This window comes from Goekera deserti (assembly GCF_010685995.1).
Classification (GTDB): domain Bacteria; phylum Actinomycetota; class Actinomycetes; order Mycobacteriales; family Geodermatophilaceae; genus Goekera; species Goekera deserti.
Map to the genome: position 1 here is coordinate 13766 of NZ_JAAGWK010000011.1, position 20232 is coordinate 33997.

11 protein-coding genes are annotated in these 20232 nt (G+C 77.8%); 7 read left to right on the forward strand and 4 right to left on the reverse strand.

Going from position 1 to position 20232, the window contains the following annotated elements:
* Window positions 1–13: 13 nt before the first annotated feature.
* The gene (gene eccCa, locus G1H19_RS09460) at window positions 14–4012 is read right to left on the reverse strand and encodes a type VII secretion protein EccCa (RefSeq protein ID WP_162392415.1); all 3999 of its coding nucleotides are present in this window, start codon (window positions 4010–4012) and stop codon (window positions 14–16) included.
* A 144-nt stretch (window positions 4013–4156) separates the two neighbouring features.
* Between eccCa and eccD the strand changes: the two genes are divergently transcribed.
* Both eccD and G1H19_RS09470 read left to right on the forward strand, forming a co-directional pair.
* The gene (eccD, locus tag G1H19_RS09465; protein ID WP_162392221.1) at window positions 4157–5587 is read left to right on the forward strand and encodes a type VII secretion integral membrane protein EccD; all 1431 of its coding nucleotides are present in this window, start codon (window positions 4157–4159) and stop codon (window positions 5585–5587) included.
* Entirely contained in the window at window positions 5584–6924 is a 1341-nt protein-coding gene (locus G1H19_RS09470; RefSeq protein ID WP_152727699.1) for a S8 family serine peptidase, read from the forward strand. Before eccD ends, G1H19_RS09470 begins: the two co-directional genes overlap by 4 nt.
* A gap of 5 nt (window positions 6925–6929) precedes the next feature.
* Here G1H19_RS09470 and eccB read toward each other — a convergent pair whose 3' ends face one another.
* Window positions 6930–8378, reverse strand: a complete 1449-nt coding sequence (gene eccB / locus G1H19_RS09475; protein WP_152727698.1) for a type VII secretion protein EccB — start codon at window positions 8376–8378, stop codon at window positions 6930–6932.
* Window positions 8379–8585: 207 nt separating this feature from the next.
* Here eccB and G1H19_RS24480 point away from each other — a divergent pair, with 207 nt between their 5' ends.
* The 4 genes from G1H19_RS24480 (at window position 8586) to G1H19_RS09495 (ending at window position 12323) form a co-directional block, all read left to right on the forward strand.
* Window positions 8586–9710: a type VII secretion protein EccE gene (locus G1H19_RS24480; protein ID WP_152727697.1), complete on the forward strand. Its 1125-nt coding sequence runs from the start codon at window positions 8586–8588 to the stop codon at window positions 9708–9710.
* Entirely contained in the window at window positions 9707–10339 is a 633-nt protein-coding gene (locus tag G1H19_RS09485; RefSeq protein ID WP_152727696.1) for a hypothetical protein, read from the forward strand. The genes G1H19_RS24480 and G1H19_RS09485 overlap by 4 nt, the downstream gene beginning before the upstream one ends.
* Window positions 10340–10533: 194 nt before the next feature.
* Window positions 10534–11703, forward strand: coding sequence for a benzoate/H(+) symporter BenE family transporter (locus tag G1H19_RS09490; protein ID WP_152727695.1), 1170 nt, complete (start codon window positions 10534–10536; stop codon window positions 11701–11703).
* An 86-nt stretch (window positions 11704–11789) separates the two neighbouring features.
* Window positions 11790–12323, forward strand: coding sequence for a GNAT family N-acetyltransferase (locus tag G1H19_RS09495; protein ID WP_162392222.1), 534 nt, complete (start codon window positions 11790–11792; stop codon window positions 12321–12323).
* Between the two features lie 85 nt (window positions 12324–12408).
* Here G1H19_RS09495 and G1H19_RS09500 read toward each other — a convergent pair whose 3' ends face one another.
* Window positions 12409–13743 carry an MFS transporter gene (locus G1H19_RS09500; RefSeq protein ID WP_162392223.1) on the reverse strand — a complete coding sequence of 445 codons (1335 nt, stop codon included), beginning with the start codon at window positions 13741–13743 and terminating at the stop codon, window positions 12409–12411.
* Window positions 13744–13963: 220 nt separating this feature from the next.
* Between G1H19_RS09500 and G1H19_RS09505 the strand changes: the two genes are divergently transcribed.
* Window positions 13964–15583, forward strand: coding sequence for an acyltransferase family protein (locus G1H19_RS09505; protein ID WP_152727693.1), 1620 nt, complete (start codon window positions 13964–13966; stop codon window positions 15581–15583).
* 309 nt (window positions 15584–15892) lie between these two features.
* On the opposite strand, the gene G1H19_RS09510 is transcribed toward G1H19_RS09505, so the two are convergent.
* On the reverse strand, window positions 15893–20188 hold the full coding sequence (locus G1H19_RS09510; RefSeq protein WP_152727692.1) for an alpha-(1->3)-arabinofuranosyltransferase: 4296 nt from the start codon (window positions 20186–20188) through the stop codon (window positions 15893–15895).
* Between the last annotated feature and the right edge of the window lie 44 nt (window positions 20189–20232).

The window sequence follows — 20232 nt, forward strand, 5'->3', positions numbered from 1 at the left end:
CGCCGCCGGCAGCTCAGCCGGACGCGGGCGCCGGTCCCTCCGGGACGCCGGCCACCTCGTCGTGCGCGGCGTCGGTGCGCACCAGCTGCACGGGGACGGTGCCGTACCGCCGGTGCACCAGCGTGCCCCGGCCGGGGCGGGCCGGTGCCGGCCGCACGCCCAGCAGCACGCCCTCCTCGCGCGGGGCGGAGAGCACCACGGCGGCGGTGCCGAGCTCGCGCAGCCGGCCCAGGAAGGGGTCGGCGAGGGCGCGGGCCGCGCCCCCGGCCCGGCGGGTGACGTGCACGTGCAGGCCGAGGTCCCGGGCCTGGGCGAGGTGGTCGACCAGGGGCAGCAGCGGGTTGGCCGTCCCGGTGGCGACCAGGTCGTAGTCGTCGACCAGCACGAACACCTCCGGGCCGGTCCACCAGGAGCGGGTGCGCAGCTGCTCCGGTGTCACGTCGGGTCCGGGCATCCGGCGGGCGAACCCGTCCAGCAGGCCGGCCACGGTGTCCACCGCCTGCTGCGCGGTCGCGGCGTAGGAGAGCACGCCGTCCCCGCCGAACTCACCGAGCAGGGAGCGCCGGTAGTCGACCAGCACGATCTTGGCCTCGGCCGGCTCGAAGCCGCCGAGCACCTGCCGGGCCACGGTGCGCAGGTAGCCGGTCTTGCCCGACTCGGCGTCCCCGAGCACCAGCATCCCGAAGTCCTGGCGGGGGTCGACGGCGACCGGGGTCAGCCGGTTGCCCTCCACCCCGACGACGAGCACCCGCTCGCCGGTCGCCGGGCGGGGCAGCTCGGCCAGCCGCACCGACACCGGCAGCAGCCGTACCGGCGGGGCCCCCGGGCCGGTCCACGCCTCCCGCACGGTGCGCACCAGGTGACCGACGCCGGCAGCCAGGTCGGTGGTGCCCGACCGGCCGTCGATGCGGGGCAGCGCCGCCAGCCACTGGTGCCGGCCGGCGCTCACCCCGCGGCCCGGCCGCCCGGCGGGCACCGACTGGGCGGCCTTGCGGTCCACCTCGGAGTCCAGCGCGTCGCCGAGCTTGAGCTCCAGCTTGGTGCCCATCAGGTCGCGCAGGCCCATCCGCAGCTCCAGCCAGCGGTTCGCGGACAGCACCAGGTGCACGCCGTAGGTCAGCGCCCGGGAGGCCAGTGCGGTCAGCCGCTCCTCGACGTCGGCGTGGTCCTGCCGGAGCACGCCCCAGCCGTCGACCAGCACGAACACGTCGCCGAACGGGTCGTCCCGCACCCGGCCGTCGGCGCGGGACTGCCGGTAGGTGGCCATCGAGTCCACGTCCAGCTCCCGGAACCGGGTCTCCCGGGCCTCGACGACGGCCTCCACCTCGGCCACGATCCGCCGGACGACGTCGGTGTCCTGGCGGCCGGCGACCGCACCCACGTGCGGCAGCTGGGCCAGGGCGAACAGGCCGCCGCCGCTGAAGTCCATGGCGTAGACCTGCACCTCGGCCGGGGTGTGCCGCAGCGCCAGCGAGGCGACCAGGGTGCGCAGCACGGTCGACTTGCCCGAGCGCGGGCCGCCGACCACCGCGACGTGCCCCCCGGAGCCGGCGAGGTCGACCACCAGGGGGTCCCGGCGCTGCTCGAAGGGCTTGTCCACCACGCCCACCGGCACCTGCAGGTCCGGGCCGGTCGGCGGGGCGCCGAACCCGCGCCCGGGCCGGACGGCGAGGTCGGGCCACAGCGCGTCCAGCGGGTCGGGCTCGTCCAGCGGCGGCAGCCACACCTGGTGCGCCGGCACGCCCCGGCCCACCATCTGGCGGACCATCACGCCGAGCACGGTGGCGTCCTCGGGCAGCTGCTCGTCGTCGTCCGGGCCGTCCGCGGGGGTGGGGTCGACGGCGGCGGTCTCCGGCGCGGACCCGGCCTGGAAGCGGGCGGTGAACTCCCGCACCTCCGCACCCGGGCGCACCTCCACCTCCACGGGCGTGCTGGCCGAGCGGTGCGGGCCGGACACGTAGGCGGCACGGAACCGGCGCAGCCCCGCGGTGTCGGCCTTGAGGTACCCGTGCCCCGGGGCGCTGGGCAGCGAGTACGCGTCGGGCACGCCGAGCACGGTGCGCGACTCGGACTCGGAGAACGTGCGCAGCCCGATCCGGTAGGACAGGTGCGACTCCAGCCCGCGCAGCCGGCCCTCGTCCAGCCGCTGGCTGGCCAGCAGCAGGTGCAGGCCCAGCGAGCGGCCCAGCCGGCCGATCTGGGCGAACAGCTCCGCGAACTCCGGCTTCTGGCTGAGCAGCTCGCTGAACTCGTCGACCACGAGGAACAGCGTGGGCAGCGGCGCCAGCGGGGCGCCCTGCAGCCGGGCCCGCTCGTAGTCGCGGACCGAGACCATGTTCCCGGCGTCGCGGAGCACCTCCTGCCGGCGGTTCATCTCCCCGGCCAGCGCCTCGCGCATCCGGTCCACCATCGACAGGTCGTCCTGCAGGTTGGTGATCACCGCGGCCACGTGCGGCAGCTGGCTCATCCCGGCGAAGGTGGCGCCGCCCTTGAAGTCGACCAGCACCAGGTTGAGCACGTCCGGGCCGTGCGTGGTGGCGGCGGCGAGCACCAGGGTGCGCAGCAGCTCGCTCTTGCCCGACCCGGTGGCCCCGATGACCAGCCCGTGCGGGCCCATGCCGTCCAGCGCGCTCTCCTTGACGTCCAGCGCCAGCACCGAGCGGTCGGCGCCCACGCCGAGCGGGAAGCGCAGCCGGTCGCGCACCGGTCGCGGCCGCCACAGCCGGTCCAGGTCCAGCGCCCCGGCGTCGGGCACGTCGAGCAGCCGCGGCAGCGTCTGGTCGACGGTCATCTCCTCGGTGTGCGCCGCGTCGGTGTCCAGCCGCGCGCCGGCGAGCTGGTGGGCCAGGGCGTCGGCCAGCGGCACCGGCATCGCGTCGGCGGTGCCCAGCGGGCGCAGCCGGTCGCCCACCCGCTGGCTCATCGCCCGCTCGTCCAGGGTGATCTCGGTGCCGTGCCGGGCGGCCAGCTCCTGGGCGTGGCCGTCCAGGTCCAGCACCGTCACCCCGGCCAACCCGTCCGCGCCGAGCACCAGGTCCGCGCCCTCGGTGAGCGCGCCGTCCAGCACCAGCAGCAGGTGCGCGAACTCGGCGTCCGGCTCGGCGTTGCGGTTGAACCGGGGGCGCCGGGCGAGGTCGGGCCCGAGCAGCTCGGTCAGCGTGGCCAGCGAGGGGTCGATCAGCCGCACCGGGCCGACGTGGTCGGTCAGGTCGGGGGCGTGGGCGTGCGGCAGCCACTTCACCCACGACCAGCGCGGGTCCTCCGGGTCGCGGGTGGCCACCGCGATCCGCAGGTCACCGGGGGCGTGGAAGGCCGCGGCCTGGCACACGAGCGCGGCCGCCAGCGCGCGGGCGTCGTCCCGGGAGCCGGAGAGCCGGACGGCGGCCAGCCGGCGCACCGCGAGCAGCAGCGGGCTGTCCGGCACGGTGGCGTGGGTGACGACGAACCGGCGCAGCGCCGTCGCGCAGAGCGGGTCGAGCTCCTCCAGCGGCGCGGACTCCCCGGTGACCAGCGTGGACATCAGCTGCTGGTCGCCGGTGCCGATCCGCAGCAGGCCGAAGTCCTCGTCGGCCGGGCGCCGCTCCCAGAGCCGGGCGCTGCCGGCCACCGTCCACAGCTGGTCCGGCGCCGGACCGCGCCAGGCCCCGAGCTCCCGCTGGGCCGCGGCGATCCCGCGCACGTCCCGCCGGACGCGGCGCAGGTGGCGCAGGTAGTCCCGGCGGGACTGCTCGGCGCTGCCCCGGGTGGTGGAGCGGGAGCGCAGCACGCTGCCGCCGACCATGGCCAGGGAGGAGAACAGGAACATGGAGCCGGCGACGTAGGTGACCGGGTTGGCCGGCCCGGCGAACATGTAGGCCACCGAGCCCAGCCCGGACAGCGCCGGCAGCGCGGTCAGCCAGGTGTTGGCCCCGTCGTCGGTGGGCAGCTCCGGCGGCGGCTGCACCAGGACGTCGCCCACCGGCACCGGTGGCGGGTGCACCCGCGGCGGGCGCCGGAAGAAGACCGTCGCCACCGCCTCGAGCCCCCCGGTCGTCGGCCCGGGCACCGAGACGGCCGGGACCCCCGGACCGTACCCGTACGGAGCGTCGCGGGCCGGTGACCCGCCGCAACTCCTAGGCTGCTCCTCACCCGTCCCGAGATCGCCGAGGAGACCCGCGTGACCGTGTCGACGAGTGGGTCGACCAGCGCGTCGACGAGTGGGGCGACGACCGGTTTCTGCCGGATCACCGTGGCCACGGCGCAGACCCGGGCCGACCTGTCGGTGCCCTCGGTGGTCCCGGTGGTGGCGGTGATGCCCACCGTGCTGCGCTTCGTCGGCCAGCCGCTGGACCGCAGCGGCACCGCCGGCGCCCCGCACGGCGGCTGGGGGCTGCGCGACCTGGACGGCCGGGCGCTCGACCTGTCGCAGAGCCTGGCCGGCAACGGCGTGCGCGACGGCGACGTGCTCGTGCTCGGCCCCCGGACCGACCCGGTGGACGAGCCGCTGTTCGACGACGTGGTGGAGCTGGTCGGCGCCGACGGCGTGCGCGAGCGCTGGTCGGTCGCCGACCGGCGCGCGGCCGCCGGTGCCGCCTGCGTGGCCGCGGTGCTGCTCGCCCTGGCCGTGCTGGCCACCGGCCCGCGGCACGGGGTGGTCGAGGCCGCGGCGACCGTGACCGCCGGGGTCCTGCTGCTGCTGGGCGGCGGCGCGCTGGCCCGGGCCGCCGGGGACGTCGCGGCCGGGGTGCTCGCCGCCGGCCTGGCGGTGCCCGCCGTCGGGGTGGGCGCGGCGCTGGTGCCGGACGAGCCGTGGGGCGCGAACCGGGTGCTCGTCGGGCTGGCCGCCGCGCTGGTGGTCGCCGTCGTCGTGCCCGGGGTGGTGGGCGGCGGCGAGCCGGTGGCCGCCGGGTGGGGCCTGGGCCTGCTGCTGGCCGGGATGTCGCTGACCGTGGGCGTGCTGCTGGACGCCGGCGCGGTCCAGGCCGCGGCGATCGCGGCCCCGCTCGGCCTGGCGGTGACCACGCTGCTGCCGGTGGCCTCGCTGCGGCTGGCCGGGGTGCAGCGGCCGCGGCTGGCCACCAGTCCCACCGAGCTGCGCGGACTGGACGCCGCCGTCGACGTGGAGCGCACCCGGCACCGGGTGCGCACCGCGCGGGCGCTGCTGGTCGGGTCGTCGGCAGGCGCGCTCACCGTCACCGTCGTCGGGGTGGGCGTGCTCGCCGCCGACCCGTCGGCCTGGTCGCTGGGCCTGGTCGCCGCGCTGCTGGTGGCCCTGGTGCTGCGCGCCCGGCTGTACTCCTCGCGCGCCGCCGTCGGGGTGACCGTGCTCGCGGCGCTCGCCGCCGTCGTCGTGGCTGCCGGCAGTGCCCTGCTGAGCTGGGGTGCGGGCCAGGCCGGGAGCACCGCCGGGCTGGGGGTGCTGCTGCCGGCGCTGCTGCTGCTGGGCCTGCTCGGGCTGGTCGTGGGCACGTCGGCCGGGCGCACCGGCGGCACGCCGCGCGGTGGGCGGCTGCTGGACCTGCTGGAGTTCCTCGTGCTGCTGGCACTGCCCCCGCTGGTGCTCGGCGTGTGGGACGTCTACCGCACGCTGTTCCACCTGGGCTCGTGAGGGGCCGGACCGGGCTGCTGGTCCTGGTGACCCTGCTGCTCGGCGTGCTGCAGGTGCCCGGGGCGGCACCGGCCCGGGCCGCGTGCGACCGGCCGCCGCTGCCGGGGGTGCCGCTGCCGGCCACCGCGCCCCGGGACCCGCTGGTCGACCGGCTGGGTCTGGACCGGGCCTGGCAGCTGACCCGCGGCGCCGGGGTGACCGTCGCCGTGGTGGACACCGGCGTCGACCCGGCCAGCCCGAAGCTCGCCGGGGCGGTGCAGACCGGGACCGCGCTGAGCCCGGTGCCCACCCCGGAGGTCTACGCGATCACCCCGGGTGGGCAGGAGGACTGCGACGGCCACGGCACCCAGGTGGCCGCGATCGTGGCCGGGCGCACCGCCGCCGGCGACGACCGGGTCTCCGGGGTCGCCCCCGATGCGGCCGTCTACCCGGTGTCGATCACCGGCGAGATCGGCAACGCCCCGTCCGCGCTGGTCGGCGCGGCCATCCGGGACGCCGCCGACCACGCCTCGGTGGTCAACCTGTCCTTCGCCCGCCCGGTGGACGACCCGGACGTGCGCGCCGCGGTGGAGTACGCGCTGGCCCGCGACGTCGTGGTGGTGGCCGCGGCGGGCAACGAGGACGCGGCGCAGGACGCCGGCCGGACGTGGTACCCCGCGGCCTACCCGGGGGTGCTCGCGGTGGCTGCGGTGGGCGCGGACGGGCTCAGCCTGACCACCACCCGCGGCGACTGGATCTCGGTGGGCGCACCCGGTGCCTCGCTGACCACGGTGGACCGCGGCGGGGTCGGCTTCGTGGCCGTGACCGGCACCAGCTTCGCCGCGGCCGTCGTCTCCGGGCAGGCAGCGCTGATCCGCTCGCTGGACCCGGCGCTGCCGGCCGCGGAGGTGGTGCGGCGGGTGCAGCAGACCGCGGTCGCCCCCGGTGACGCCGACCCCTCCGGCCGGGACACCTCGGTCGGGCACGGCGTGGTCGACCCGTTCGCCTCGCTGTCCGCCGTGCTGCCGGCCGGGCCGGCCGCGGCCGCCGGGCCGGTGGTGGTCGGCCGGGTGGCGGTGCCGGACGTGGACGCCGCCGACCCCGCCGCGGCCCGGGCCCGCGCGGCGCTGGGCTGGGCGTCGCTGCTGGCGCTGGCCGCCGTGGTCGCGCTCGTCGCCGGGGTGGCCCTGCGCGCCGGGCGGCGCCGTGGCTGGCGGCCCGGCCCCGCACCGGCCACCCCCCGGGGCGCCCGGCACGCGGTCGTCCCGGTCACCGCCGACGGGCTGGGCTCGGACTCCGACGCGGTGATGGTCGGTGCCAACCGGGCCCAGCTGGTGGAGGCCCCCGAGCGCAGCTGAGCGGCTCAGCCGCCCGGCGACGGCGCCGCCGCGCCTCCGGGCACCACCGTGACCGGCCCACCGCCGTACTCCTGTGCCGCGGCCTGCGCCGACAGCGACGGCCCGGCCGGCACCAGCTCCAGGAAGGCGTCCGGGACGTCGACCGCTGCCGCCGGGTCGTAGCCCAGCCGGGAGACCGCGTCGGCGTCGGCGACCGGGAACTGCAGGCCGCCGTCGAGCACCAGCCGGTAGGAGCCGTCCCCGCCCGACGTCGTCGTGGCCCGCACCAGCGTGCCGCTGCCGGACCGGACGACGACCGTGGTGGCCACGGTCGGCAGCGTGCCCGCCGAGGGGCGCACCGGGCTCAGCCCGGAGGGCACGTCGGCGTCGGCGGGGGTGCGCACGGTGACCGCCCAGGCGGCGCCGTCGACCGGCGCCCGGCCGGGATCGTGGCCCAGGCACAGCGGCGCCCCCGGGGCGACCGCGGTGAGCCCGAGCAGCCGGCGCGGCCAGCCCACCGGCACCGGCGGGCGCAGGTCGGCGGGCAGCCCGGAGAGCACGTCCGGGGTGACCGGCACCGTGCGGGCGGCCTGTCCGGCCAGCAGCACCGCCGCGAACGGGTCGACCGGGGCCAGCCCGGTGCCGAGCACCACGTAGCTGGTCCCGGGCCGGCTGGTGGTCGCCGTGCTGACCAGGTCGCCGACGGTGGCGGTGAACGGCAGCGGCACGGTGGGCAGGCCGCCGGCACCGGGCACCGCGGGCACCGCCAGCGGCGGCCCGGCGGGGAGCAGGTCCAGCACCTGCGGCTCCACCTCGGTGGGCACGACCCGGTCCAGGCCCAGCAGCGCCCGGGCCTGCGGGGTGGCCTCGTACCGCTGGCCGCCGGCGACCAGGAACGACCGGGCCGCTGGGTCCCCGCGCACGGTCAGCACCACCGCCTGGTCGGCCGGCAGCACGGCGGCGGCGGGCAGCCGGCCGCCGACGGCGACCTGCACCTCGGCCCGGGCGTCCCGGGCGCGCGGCGCCACCGAGCAGACGTCCCAGGCCGCGGTGTGCAGGTCCTCCGCCGCCGGCAGCGCGTCCGGTGCGCCGGGGATGCCCACCGGCAGGCCGCGGTCCACGCCGGACAGCGCCGAGGGCGACACCGTCGTCACGCCCGCGCCGCCGAGCAGCTTGGCCGAGGCCAGGTTCAGGGCGGGGTGCAGCACGCCGTCCACCACCACGTACCGGTCGCCGGTCCCGGAGACGAGCACGGTGCCCGAGTCCGGCAGCGAGGTCTCCCCGTTGCCGGTGAGCAGGCCGACCACCCCGCTGACGGCCAGGGCGAGCACCCCCACCACGACGCCGCCGACCAGCGCCCGGTTGAGCCGGCGGCGGGGGTCGACCGGGCCGGGCTCCTCGCCCTGCAGCAGTGCCATCGCCTGCCGGCGGACCTCGTGGGCGTAGGAGTCGACCTGCTCGCGCGGGGTGGGCACGGGTCCTCCTCGCGCGGGTCGGGCCGTCCGCCGGTCGGCGTGCGGGCAGGCCGGACGGCGGCCCGGCGCGCGGGCCGACGCGCTCGGCCGGGCAGCACGATCCTGACCGATCCCGGCCCTAGCATGGGGACCCACGCCGTCCCGCCGTCCGATCCCCGTCCGCCCTCTCGGCCCTGCCGGGGCCGTCCTGCCCTGGAGGGCCGCACCGTGGTCGACGCCCCGCCCCGCACCGCTGCCCGACCCGGCAGTGCCGTCCTGCCCCGGCGGGTGCCGCGGCCGGTCGGGCGCGGGCGGCGGGTGCTGGTGGCGGTGCTGCTGGTGGAGGGCCTGGCCGCGGTCGCCGCGCTGGGCGTGGCCGGCCCGCGCCGGGCCGGCGTCGTCGCCGGGGTGGCCGGCGTGCTGGTCGTGCTGGCGGGCCTGGTGTCGCTGCGCTGGCGGCGCGCCGCGACCGGGCAGCACGAGCAGTTCGCCGCCGGCCCGGACGGCGCCGCCACCGACCGGGACGACGCCCACCGGCTGCCGTGGGGCCTGGCCGTCAGCGACGTGGTCAGCCGGACCAGCGGGCCGATCGGGGTGCTCGCCGACGCGCAGGGCATCGCGGCGACGCTGGAGGTCGACGTCGGCGCGGACCCGTCGGCGTCGCTGCGGCTGCCGCTGGGCCGGGTCGCCGCGCTGGCCGCCGCCGACCCCGCGGCACTCTGCTCGGTGCAGGTGCGGCTCACCTCCGGCACGCCCGGCGGCGCCGCCGGGCGCACCGGGTCCCCGGCGGCGGCGATCTGGCGCGACCTGGGTGCCGGCGCGGTGGTGCGCACCGCGCACGTGGTGCTGCGGCTGGAGCCGCTGCGCGCGCCGGCCGTCGTCGCCGCGCACGGCGGGGGCGCGGCGGGGGCGGAGGCCGCGCTGGCCGCCGCCGTCGACCGGGTGTCGGCCGCGCTGCGCGCCGACGGGCTGCGCAACCGGCCACTGGACGGCGACGCGCTGACCACCCTGGTGCGGCAGATGGCCGTCCCGGCCGGCCGCGCCGGGCACGTCGACGTCGACCCGGACGAGGCCGCGGAGGTCGCCGGCCTGTTCGCCACCGCGACGTGCACGTGGGCGGTGCTGTCGGTGGCGGTCGACGTGCAGGACCCGCGCGGCTGGACCGTGCGCGGGGCGGGCTGGCTCAGCGGCCACGACGAGGCCGCCACCGCCGCGGCGGTGGCGGAGCTGGCCGGGCACCGGGCGGTGCGGGAGCTGCCCGCCGCCGGCACCGCTGCCGCGGTCGCGCTGACGCTGCCCCTGGGCGGGGGCCCGCTGGACCTGCTGCCGCTGCTGACCACGGTGCAGCCGTGAGTGGGCCGGGCGCCCGGCGGGTGGTGCCGTCGTCGCTGGAGTCGAGCTTCGGGCTGGAGGCGCCGGGCATCCCGATCGGGGACCGGCCGGACGGCCGGCCGCTGCGGCTGCCGCTGCTGGCCGACGAGCAGGTGCGGGTGGCGGTGCTGGACCTGCCGGAGCTGCTGCGGCTGATGGCGCTGCGGCTGCTCGGCGCGGGCTGCGAGCTGACCGTGGTCACCGCCGACCCCCGGTCCTGGGCCGGTGTGCAGCGGGCCGGCGGCAACCCGCCGGTGCTGGTGACGCCGGGGCTGACCCGCTGGCCGCTGGAGGGGTCGGTGGCGCCCCGGGCGCTGGTGGTGGACATGCCGGAGCCGCCGCGGCCGGAGTTCGCCCGGCACCGCTGGACCACCGTCGTGCACGGCGCCACCCGGGCGTCGCTGCGCTCCCCGTGGTGGCTGGGCGCGCAGGTGCTGCTGGCCCGGCCTGGGTCGGGGCGGACGGTGGCGGCGCTGTCCCCGAGCACGGACGCGGCGTCGGTGCGCGAGATCGACCTGCTCTCCCCGCCGGACTTCGCCGCGGTGGTGCGCGGCCGGCTGCACGTGGCCCGGTGGGCGCCGACCGCGCGGGAGACCGCCGCGCTGGGCTGACGGTGCCGGCCCACGGTCCCGCCTCCTGCTGGTCCACGAGGGTCCGGCAGACCGGCGAGGGGCGCACGCCGACACCGTGACCTGGTCCGCGGCCCGGGCACCTGCCTCGGCTACCGTCCAGCAGGCCGTCGACCAGCGCACGAGGACACCCTCCGTCCGCTGCGCGCCCACGTGCGACGAACCGAGGGGGGCGCATGTCGACCACCAGCGTGGCCGGCGCGGTCACCGCCCTGGTCGGCTTCCTGAGCTCCTTCGCCGTCGTGCTGACCGGTCTGCGCGCGGTCGGCGCGAGCGACGCGCAGGCCGCCTCCGGGCTGCTGGTCCTGTCGCTCACCATGGGCGCCGGCACGGTGTTCCTGGCCCAGCGCACCCGGATGCCGATCACCCTGGCCTGGTCCACGCCGGGTGCGGCGCTGCTGGCCACCGCGGGCACGCCGTCGTGGCCGGCGGCGGTCGGGGCGTTCGTCGTCGTCGGGGTGCTGGTGCTGGTGACCGCCGCCTGGCCGCGGCTGGGCACGCTGATCGCCGCCATCCCCACACCGCTGGCGCAGGCCATGCTCGCCGGGGTGCTGGTGCCGCTGTGCCTGGCGCCGGTGACCGGGGCGCTGGCACGCCCGGAGCTGGTGGTGCCGGTCATCGTGGTGTGGGCGGTGCTCGACCGGCTCGCTCCCCGGTGGGCCGTGCCGGCGGCGTTCCTGGTGACGTTGGGCATCGTCGGCGTGCTGGCCGCCCGGGACGGCGGCCTGTCCCCCGCCGACGTCGTCCCGCGCCTGGAGTGGACGACGCCGGAGCTCGGCGTGGCCGCGCTCGTCGGTGTGGCGGTGCCGCTGTTCGTGGTCACGATGGCGTCGCAGAACGTGCCGGGCGTCGCCGTGCTCGCCTCGTTCGGCTACCGGGTGCCGTGGCGCTCGGCGATGACCGTGACCGGCGTGGGCACCCTGCTCGGCGCCCCGTTCGGTGGTCACGCGATCAACCTGGCGGCGATCAGCGCCGCCCTGTCCGCCGGTCCCCAGGCCGGCCCGGACACCACCGCGCGCTACCGGGCGGCCCGCACCGCGGGGCTCTGCCACGTGGGGCTGGCACTGGTGTCCGCCGCGGTGGCGGCGCTGGTGGTCAGCGCACCGGCGGGTCTGGTCGAGGCCGCGGCCGGGCTCGCCCTGGTGCCGGTGCTCGCCGCCTCCGTCGCGGCCGCCTTCGGTGCGGCCGGGTCGCGGGTGCCGGTCGCCGCCACGTTCCTGGTCGCCGTCAGCGGCACGTCGATCGCCGGGATCGGCCCCGCCTTCTGGGCACTGGTCGTCGGGCTCGCGCTCTGGCCCTGGCGGCGCCCGCTCCCCGCGGGCGACCTCGCCCCCGCGTCACCGTAGGAACGGCAGGACGGGCCGCCGGTGACCCTGCTGTGCCGGCCGCGCGCCGCACGGGCCGGCGCCGGGTGAGGAGGCATCGTGGTCACGTGCTGATCCGCCCCGCCCTGGTCGAGGACGCCGCCGGGATCGCCGGCGTGCACGTGGCCGGCTGGCGGGCCGGCTACCGGGGGCTGTTGCCCGACGCGCTGCTCGCCGGGCTCGACGTCGACCGGTACCGCGCCGGCTGGACCCGCCTGCTCAGTGCCCCCGACCCGCGCAGCACCACGCTGGTCGCCGAGCGGGACGGCGTCGTCGGGTTCGTCCAGACCACCCCCGCCCGGGACGACGACGCCGACCCCGCGACCACCGCGGAGCTGACCACCCTCTACGTGCACCCCGACGCCTGGGGCACCGGCGCCGGCCGTGCGCTGACCACCGCGGTGCTCACCGCGGCCGCCACGCAGGGCTTCACCGACGTGACGCTGTGGGTGCTGCACGACAACGGGCGGGCCCGCCGCTTCTACGAGACCGGCGGGTGGGTGCCGGACGGGCGCACGAAACACGACACGCAGGGCGGCGCGGTCCTGTCGGAGGTGCGCTACCGCCGAGCGCTCACCGTCGGCACGCCCGGGTCGCCGTAGGCACGGCCGGACGTGCCGACGGTGACCCCTCGGTGCCTGCGGCCACCGCCCGACCCGGGCACCGACCCGCCGCATCCCGGTCGGCTCACTGGTACGCCGAGCCGCCCCGCAGCCGGGCACCGACCGCCACGTGCAGCGGCGCGAGCACCACGCCGTCCCGGGCCAGCCGGGCGCGCAGCTGCCGGCGGTGCCGGAGCACCCCCACCAGACCGATGGCCCAGAACACGTACTGCACCGAGAACGCGGCCCGGAACGCGTCCCGGCTGTACGCGGTGGAAGACCCTGGCGTGAGGACGTCGAGCACCGCACCGATGGCGAGGATCGTGACCAGCGAGGCCACGAAGCCGCCGATGTTCACCACGCCGCTGGCGCTGCCCAGCCGCGCGGGCGGGTTCTCGGTGCGGGCGAAGTCGAAGCCGATCATCGAGCCGGGGCCGTTGGTGCCGAGTACCACGACCAGCAGCACCAGCAGCGGCAGCGGCGCCCGTCCGGGCCACAGCAGCACCACCGTCCAGACCGCCGCGGTGGCGGCCAGGATGCCGAACACCAGCGCGGAGCGGCGCAGTGGCCAGCGGGCGCACAGCCGGCCGAGCAGCGGGCCGACCAGCATGCCGACCAGCACCAGCAGGGTGAGCAGCCCGGCGGCCTGGCCGGCCGACAGCCCCTCGCCCACGGTCAGGAACGGGTAGCCCCACAGCAGCGCGAACACGGTGCCGGAGAACTGGGTGACCAGGTGCGTGTACAGCCCGATCCGGGTGCCCGGCTCCTGCCAGGCCAGTGCCAGGTTGCGGCGCACCTGCCCGGCGTCCGTGGGGGGCATCACCGGGGAACCGGGCGGGGCGTCCCGCAGCGCGACCACCACCAGGACGGCGACCAGCAGCCCCACCGCCGAGGCGCCCAGGAACGTGCTGCGCCACGACGTCGCCGCCAGCAGGCTCACCAGCGGGTAGGCCGCCACGATCGAGCCCACCTGACCCAGGATGCCGGTGAGCTGGGTCACCACCGGGACCATCCGGCCGGGGAACCACAGCGAGACCAGCCGCAGCACGCTGATGAAGGTCATCGCGTCCCCGGCGCCGACGAGCACCCGGGCGGCGATGGCGGTCGGCACGTCGGTGGCCAGCGCGAGCACCAGCTGGCCGAGCGCCATGGTCACCGCCCCGGCCAGCACCATGCGCCGGGAGCCGAAGCGGTCCAGTGCCACACCGACCGGGATCTGCATGCCGGCGTAGACCACCAGCTGGAGCACCAGGAACAGCGACACCACCGAGGCGCCGGCGGAGAACCGCTCCTGCGCGTCGGTGGCGGCGACCCCGAGCGACGCCCGGTGGAACACGGCCACGGCGTAGGCGAGCAGCCCCACCAGCCAGACGGCGTAGGCCCGGGTCGACGGTCGGGTCGTCGTCGTCGGCGTCGTCACCTCCGGGGCAAGGACGTCGCGGCCACGGCTTGTTCCCCGACCCCCGGTGGTGCTGCTCACCCGGGTGACGCCGGCGGCCCCCGGGACCCGATCCGTGGCCGGGAGCCGGCCGGTCCCACCCCCTGCGGGGTCCGCAGCCACGGTCCGGGGGAGCCAGATCCGGCGTGCGCCTCGTACGCTGCGGACCAGGACCTGTCCCGGGCGGCGAGTGGAGCACCTCATGAGCGCGACAGAACTGGAGACCGGCGCGCCGGGACCGACGGCGGAGACGCCCGCGCCGGCACCCGCGGCACCGCACTACCCGTGCCTGGACGCCGCCCGCGCCATCGCCGCCACCGGGGTCGTCGTCACGCACGTGGCCTTCTGGACCGACGACTACACCGGCGGGAACATCGGCCGGCTGTACGCCCGGCTGGACGTCGGCGTCGCGGTGTTCTTCGTGCTCTCGGGCTTCCTGCTGTCCCGGCCGATGTTCCTCGCCGCGCGCACCGGCCGGCAGCAGCCCAGCCGGTTGAGCTACCTGTGGCGCCGCGGTCTGCGCGTGCTGCCGGCGTACTGGGTCACCGTCTTCGTCGCGCTGCTGTTCCTGCCGATCAACGAGGGGCAGAGCTTCACGACGTGGTGGGAGCACCTGGCGCTGCTGCAGATCTACACCGGCAACGGCGTCGCCGAGGGGCTGACCCACACCTGGAGCCTGTGCACCGAGGTCGCCTTCTACGTCGCGCTGCCCTTCCTCGTCGCCGCGCTGCTGCGGCTGTCCCGGGACGGCAGCTGGCGCCCGGGCCGGCTGCTGGGCGGGATAGCGGTGCTCAGCGTGGCGGGCCTCGCCTATCTGGCCTGGGTGTGGGCCACCAGCCCGGACGACGGGACGGCGGGCACCTGGCTGCCCTCCTACCTCGCCTGGTTCGGCGTCGGCATGGCCTTCGCGGTGCTCACCGTCTGCGAGCCGGACTGGTGGCCGGTGCGGGCCGCGCACGAGCTCGGCTCCAGCCTCTGGACCTGCTGGGCCGCGGCGGCCGGCGTGCTGTGGATCGCGTTCAGCCCGCTCGCCGGGCCGATCCTGCTGGTGGCACCCACCCCGTTCCAGGCGGTCACCAAGAACGTGCTGTACACGGTCGTCGCGACGCTGTTCGTCCTGCCGCTGGTGTTCGGCGACCAGCGCGCCGGCCGCACCCGAGCCGTGCTCTCCAGCGCGCCGCTGCAGTTCCTCGGCCGGATCTCCTACGGCCTGTTCCTGCTGCACCTGCCGGCGCTGGTGGGCATCTACGCCGTCCTCGACATGCCGCTGTTCAGCGGCAGCTTCTACGGCGTGCTGCTGCTGACCTGGGTCCTCGGCGTGCTGTTCGGCTGGCTGAGCTACCAGCTGGTGGAGGCCCCGGCCCAGCGCTGGCGCAACCTCTTCGCCACCCCCCGGCCGGCGGACACCGGCACCACCCGGGACGCCGACGGCGTGCTCCCCGGGAGCGCCGACGCGGCCTCCACGCACGTCTCCCCCACCGACCCGCCCACCACCCAGCCCCTCCCGGACGACGCCCCGGCCGGCGCCCCGGCCGACTCCCCGGCCGGCGCCCGCCGCCGGGCCGCGGGCGGTGTGGCGGTGGCCACCGCGCCGGTCCCCGGGACCAGCCCGGTCGCCGCGGTCACCGCAGAAGAGGCCGCCGCGGACTCGACCCCGGCGCCCACGGCAGCATCCGGTGGCGACGCCGCGGCCCCGCGCACCGGTTCGACCGCGGCGGCCGGCCGCAGCGCCGGCAAGCGGGTCCGTGGCCGCAGGACCTCCCGGCCCCGGACGGCCACGACGGGCGAGGACACCGAGGACAGCACGCCGCCCACCGCCTGACCACGGAGCCGGGCGCACGCGAGCTCCGCGAACGACCGGCGTCGTCCGGGCTCGGCGCTGACACGTGCGCTCTGGCGGCAGTCGGTACCCCGGCGGGTCAGGACGTCGGCGCTCCGGCCCCGTGGGGAGGCACACCCAGGTCACCACCGGCACGTCCGACCGTGCCGACGGTGACCCTGCCCCGCCGACCGTTCGACGGCACCAGCCCCCGCTCCGCGGACCAGCCGGGTCCCGCCGTCGCCCCCGGCGGGGACGGCCGTCGACAGCGGGGCGGGGCCGTCGACGGCGGGGCGGGCGCGGCGCCGGCGGTCAGGCCGGCTCGGGCTCCGTGCCGGCCGCAGACGCCGCCGCGGCGGCGGGGCGGCGGCGCGGACGCCGCCAGGCCCAGCCGCGGGCCGGGAACAGGCCGACCAGCACCACCGCCACGCCCACCGCCGCGAGCACCTGGCGCCCGGTCTCGCCGCTGCTCGCCCCGTCGGCCGCCAGCCACGCCACCGCGGCGACGGCGAGTCCACCGGCGAGCACGCCCGACGCCGTCCCGCTCAGCAGCCGGCGGGCCGGCGCCCACCACCGGCGCGCGGCGGCCAGCACCGCCACGGCGAGCACGCCGACCCAGCCCGCGGACAGGGCGATGAGCAGCACGCCGGCTGCGGCGACGGTCGCGTCCACCCGGCGCGGACCCACCGGGGGCAGCCTGCGGCCTCGGGCGGGCAGCAGTGCCAGGGCGGCCAGCACCACCAGCGCCAGGAGGCCCACCCCGAGCGCGGCCCGGTAGGTGGCGCCGGGGGCGAAGTCCAGCCGCAGCTCACCGGCGGACCCGGCCGGGAGCAGGTAGGCCTGCTGCCAGCCGTCCACCGTCCGCGACTCCAGCGGCACGCCGTCCAGGGTCGCCTGCCAGCCCGGGTTCACGTTCTCCGGCACGACGACCAGCGCCGGTTCGGACCGCTCGGGCACCGACACCACGCGGTGCTCGGCGTCCCAGCGGGTGACCTCCACCGGCAGCGGCTGCGGCGCCGGTGCGGCCAGGTCCCCACCGATCCGGGTCAGCGTGGCCGACTCGACGGCGAGGCTCGCGGTGCTGGCCGCGGTGAAGCGGTGCTCCCCGGCGGCCAGCTCGCCGGTGGTCGCCGGGGCGGTGCAGGTGACCGGCGCCAGCGAGGCCATCGAGGTCAGGTCGCCCAGGGTGGTGGTCAGCTGGGTCTGCTGCACCCTCCCGTCCACGGTGATCGTGGGGCCGGTGCCGCAGGGCAGGTCGACGACGGTGGCCGGGTCCGGCCCGACGACGCCGGGCAGCTCGACCTCGCTGACGCCGACGCCCAGGCCGGTCGAGAGCCGGGTCTGCGGGTCGAAGGTGGCCAGCGAGTCCGGGTCGGGGAACCGCAGCGTCACCCGGTCGGTGGTCAGCGGGGCGAAGGTCGCCGCCCCGTCCAGGTCCAGGGTGACGGTGCGCAGCAGGCCGCCGGCCCCGTCATCGATCTCCACCTGCACCGGGCGGGCAGCAGCGGCGGCCGGGTTCAGCACCAGCCGGATGCGGTCCACGGTGCGTCGGCTGTCGAAGCGCAGGCTGAGCGAGCCACCGGCGTCGGCGTCGGCCGAGCCGACGAGGGCGGCGGCCGACCAGGTGGTCCCGGGATCGCCGTCGACGGCGGCCCACGGGCCACCGCGCGGGTCGGGCACCGCCTGGCTGCTGGCCGTGGCACCGACGACGTGGGCGACGCCCCGGTCGGGGGAGCTCGCCGCCGACGCCACCGCCGCGCGGTCCAGCAGCGCGTCGAGGCCCGGGCCCGGTCGCGGGGTGGCGGACACGGACACGTCGTAGTCGGCCGGCTCGGCCACGGTGAGCACCCGGTCGACACCCTCCGGTTCCTCGGCGCCGCGCACCAGGTCCGTGCTGCAGCGCACAGTGCGGTCGGGCTCGTCCACGCAGCCGGAGCGGGCGGGGTCGGCGGAGTCGAAGACGTAGGCGTCCACCGCGCCGGCCGGTGCCGGGGTGACCACCGACCGGTCGACGGTGAGGCCCGGCACCGCCACCTCGGCCAGGTGCAGGGCCGGGTCGCCGCCGGCGCCCTCGACCGGCAGCGCGGTGATCCGGACGAAGGACGTCGGGCCCACGGGCAGCGGCAGGTACTGCGCCTGGTCGGTGCGCAGCAGCGGGGCGTCCAGCTGGCCGCTGCTGGTGGTGATCCGCACCTCGGTCGGGGCGAGCTGCGGGTCGGCGAGCACGAGGCTCAGCCCCTCGGCCCGGAGGGGCTCGGCGGCGTCGACCTGCCACCAGACCGGCTGCGGGTCCCCGAGCCGGTCCGCCGGCTGCCAGGACGTCGTGGGGTCGCCGTCGAGGGCGGCGTAGGGCTGCTGGTCGGGCCGGCTGCCCTGCAGGCTGTCCGGGTCGGAGGCCGAGCTCGACGCCGACACCGCGCCGCCGTCCAGCCGGACGACGCTCTGCTGGGCGTCCTGGCCGTCGATGAGGTAGTCCCGGGCGGGGGCGTCCAGCCGCAGCGGGTCGTCGGCGGTCAGGCCGGCCGACGAGGCGTCGTTGATGGCACCGAAGTTGCGCTCCCGGCGCACGAGGGCGTCGCTGACCACGATGGGCGCGCCGGTGTCCTGGGTGCCGTCGGCCAGCTGGGCGGGGCGGCCGGTGACCAGGCCGCGCTCCGCGGCGGCCAGCACGCCCTCGGGTCCGCCGAGCACGGTGACGGCGCCCGACTGCGGCGTGACGGTGACCTCGTCGGCGGCGTCGCGCACCTCGAACACCTCGACGGCCTGCACCCGGGGCGCCAGGTTGGAGTCCAGGACCCGGCCCGGGACCGCACCGGACTCGATGCGGGGGCCGAAGCCGGCCACCCGGGTGATGCCCGGCGAGGCGGCGAGCGCCTCGTGCACCAGCGCCGAGCGGGTGGCGAGTGCACCGCTGGCCAGGTCGTTGCGGACCACCAGGTACTCGATGCCCGAGCGGGCCAGGAACGGGCCGAGTCCGGCCGACCCGGTGCCCCGCGCGAGCTGCGCCTCGACCGCGTCGAGCGTCCGGATGTGGCCGGGCGGGGTGAGCGGGATGGCGTTGCGCACCTCCCACGGCGACTCGGCCAGGGGCTGCATCGGCTCGTCGCCGGTGTCGCCCCAGACGTACTGGCCGGTGGTGGAGCCGGGCAGCAGCAGGGCCCGCCCGCTGCTCTGCCGGTCGGCCAGCCAGTCGGCGGTCTGGTCCCAGTAGCCCGGCAGGTCGATGAAGCCGCGCGGGGCGGTGAGCCGCCCCTCCAGCGCAGGCGACAGGGTGCTCAGCAGTGCCAGCACCACCAGGGCCGCGCCCGCCCTCCCGAGCAGCAGCCGGGCCGGGCGGGTACCCGGACCCTGACGCCCCCGGTCCCAGGCCCGGCCGACGACGTGGGCCACGGCCAGCGCCAACGGCAGCCGCAGCACCGGGTCGTACTTGTGCACGTTGCGCAGCGGGGACAGCGGCCCGTCCAGCGCGGTGTGCAGCGGGCCGGCCAGCACACCCTCGACGGTGGACAGGTGCCCCAGGGTGACCAGCACCAGCCCGGTCAGCAGCCCCAGCACCATCCAGGTGCGGTGCGGCAGGTGCCGCCGGGTCAGCCCGAACAGGCCCACCGCCAGCAGGACGCCGGTGGCCAGCACCGGCAGGGTGTTGCGCACCAGCTCCCAGCCGGCCGGCCACACCGGTCCGTCCGGGGTGGACAGGAACGCCAGCCACTGCGACGTGCCGCGCAGCGTCTGCGTCAGCTCGGTGCGGGCGGTGGTGGTGTCGGCGGTCTCGATGTAGTCCAGGAACGGCGGGCTGTACCGCCCCAGGAGCAGCAGCGAGCCCGACCACCACGCGGTGGCCAGCAGCACCGACGCCGCCCACCAGGCCATCAGCCGGCGGCGCCGCGGGCCGGGTTCCCGGGTGAGCAGCCAGAGCGCCGCGAGCGGGAGCACCGCGGAGGCGGCGACGGCGTTCACACCGCCGGCGCAGAACACCGCGACCCCGGAGAGCGCGGCGGCCCGGCGCGGTGACCCGGTGCGGGACCCGGTCACCAGGGGCACCAGCACCCACGGCGCGACCGCCATCGGCAGCACCTCGATCGAGGTGGCGCCCAGGCCGCTGATCATGCGCGGGGCGAGGGCGAAGACCAGCCCGGCGACGAGCCGGGAGCCCGGGGTGCCGATGCGCAGCCGCTCGGCCAGGGTGACGGCGCCCAGGAAGGCCACGCTGAGCAGCAGCGCCAGCCAGAGCCGCTGCACCACCCAGACGGGCAGGCCGATCGCGTCACCGAGGACGAAGAACGGCCCCATCGGGAACAGGTAGCCGTAGGCCTGGTTCTGCACCTGGCCGGCGAAGCCCTCGGGGTCCCACAGCGACAGTGCGCGCCCGAGCAGGCCCAGCGGGTTGATCGCCAGGTCCAGCTTGGTGTCCGCGACGATGCGGTTGGGGTTCTGCGACAGCGCCAGGCCGGTGAAGGCCAGGCAGACCGCGGCCAGCCGCAGCCGGTGGACCAGCCGGGAGGCCGGCGGGGGTGTGCCCGCGGCCGGGGGGACCGGGACGGCGCCGCCCCCGCCCGGCGTGCGGGCGGGGGCAGCGTCGGACTGCTCGAGCAGGGTGGGTGCAGCCATCAGCTCACGAGGTCAGGGGTCGGTGTGTTGACGGTGCAGCCTTG

Bases quoted from the DNA above. Each gene is read 5' to 3' on its own strand.
- G1H19_RS09490 (WP_152727695.1), top strand. From the start codon at position 10,534: ATGTCGACCACCAGCGTGGCCGGCGCGGTCACCGCCCTGGTCGGCTTC.
- G1H19_RS09505 (WP_152727693.1), top strand. From the start codon at position 13,964: ATGAGCGCGACAGAACTGGAGACCGGCGCGCCGGGACCGACGGCGGAG.
- G1H19_RS09510 (WP_152727692.1), bottom strand. From the start codon at position 20,188: ATGGCTGCACCCACCCTGCTCGAGCAGTCCGACGCTGCCCCCGCCCGC.